Source organism: Metabacillus sp. 113a, assembly GCF_050107635.1.
Taxonomy (GTDB): Bacteria; Bacillota; Bacilli; order Bacillales; family Bacillaceae; genus Metabacillus_B.
The window spans coordinates 1-1,366 of record NZ_JBNILJ010000032.1 but is presented as its reverse complement, the minus strand read 5'-3'; the positions used below and the strand labels follow the sequence as shown (position 1 = coordinate 1,366).

1 protein-coding gene is annotated in these 1,366 nt (G+C 44.6%); it reads left to right on the top strand.

Going from position 1 to position 1,366, the window contains the following annotated elements:
* Positions 1-95: 95 nt before the first annotated feature.
* Positions 96-1,277, top strand: a complete 1,182-nt coding sequence (locus ACQCVE_RS19510; protein WP_426863667.1) for an IS256 family transposase — start codon at positions 96-98, stop codon at positions 1,275-1,277.
* The last annotated feature ends 89 nt before the right edge of the window (positions 1,278-1,366 follow it).

The following is a 1,366-nucleotide window of genomic DNA, read 5'->3' as shown; positions in this document are numbered from 1 at the left end:
GGTAAAGTCCATATAATTGTGTAAATAGAAAAAGGGTCATATCACCCTCATGTTACAATGTTTTCGACCAAGAAAAAATGTAATGGAGGATGAATATGACCCAGATTAATCTTACCCTAAATGTGGATGACTTAAAAGACCACCTCATGCATTCTAACTTGGACGCTGTGGTGAAATCATCACTTGTTCTCATTCTTAATCAAATGATGGAAAGTGAGAGGGATGAGCACCTGAACGCGGATGCTTATGAAAGGACGAGTGACCGTACAGACTATCGGAATGGCTATTATGACCGAGACTTTCTCGTTTCCATCGGAAAAATTAACCTGAAGGTCCCTCGTACCCGAAACGGGGAGTTTTCCACATCTGTATTCGAGAAGTATCAGCGTGCTGACCAAGCCCTCGTCCTGTCTATGATGGAAATGGTCGTCAACGGCGTTTCGACCCGCAAAGTGACGAAGATCATGGAACAGCTTTGCGGGGAAAGTGTGTCCAAGTCCCTTGTCTCCACGATAACCAAAAAACTTGATCCCATCGTGAACGAGTGGGCTAGCCGACCTCTGAATGTCATGTACTACAAGTATGTGTTTGTGGACGCTTTGTATATCAAGGTCCGCGAACATCAGCGTGTGGTTTCCAAAGCGGTTTATGTGGCCGTCGGGGTCAACTCCCAGCTCAAACGGGAAGTCATTGGGCTGTCTGTCAATCATTCCGAATCCAAAGAAGGCTGGAGCCAATTCTTTAGCTACCTCAAATCCAGGGGATTTCAATCTCCCAAACTGATGATTTCGGACGCCCACAAGGGCTTGAAGGCAGCGATTCAGGAATCCTTTGTTGGAACCAGCTGGCAGAGATGCACGTTTCACTTTAAAAAGAACCTCTTTGACCGCATGCCGAAGAAACAGGCAGAAGATTTAAAACACGCCCTCCTGCGTATTTTTGATGCCGCGAAACCTGAAAAGGCAAGAACTTTAAAAGAAGAGTTTATGCAGACCTATGATGGAGAGCGAGGATATGAAACGGTCCTGACTCTGTTGGACGATGGGTTTGAAGATGCCATCCAATTTATGAATGAACCTCTGGGCTTCCAAAAGAAGCTGCGGACCACGAACAATCTGGAACGCCTAAATTCGGAAATCAGGAGAAGAGAGCGTGTCATTCGGATCTTCCCCAATACCCAGTCTGCTTTTCGTTTGATCGGAGCTGTCTTGATGGACTATGAAAAATCTCTTGATCCTGGAGATCGAAAGTACATGTATGACGGGCAAGAGAACTAAGTTCTCTCCCTTTATAAATTAATACCCTATCCAATTTATAAACTTGAAAACATTGTAATGAACTTTTACACAGAAAAATGGACTTGACC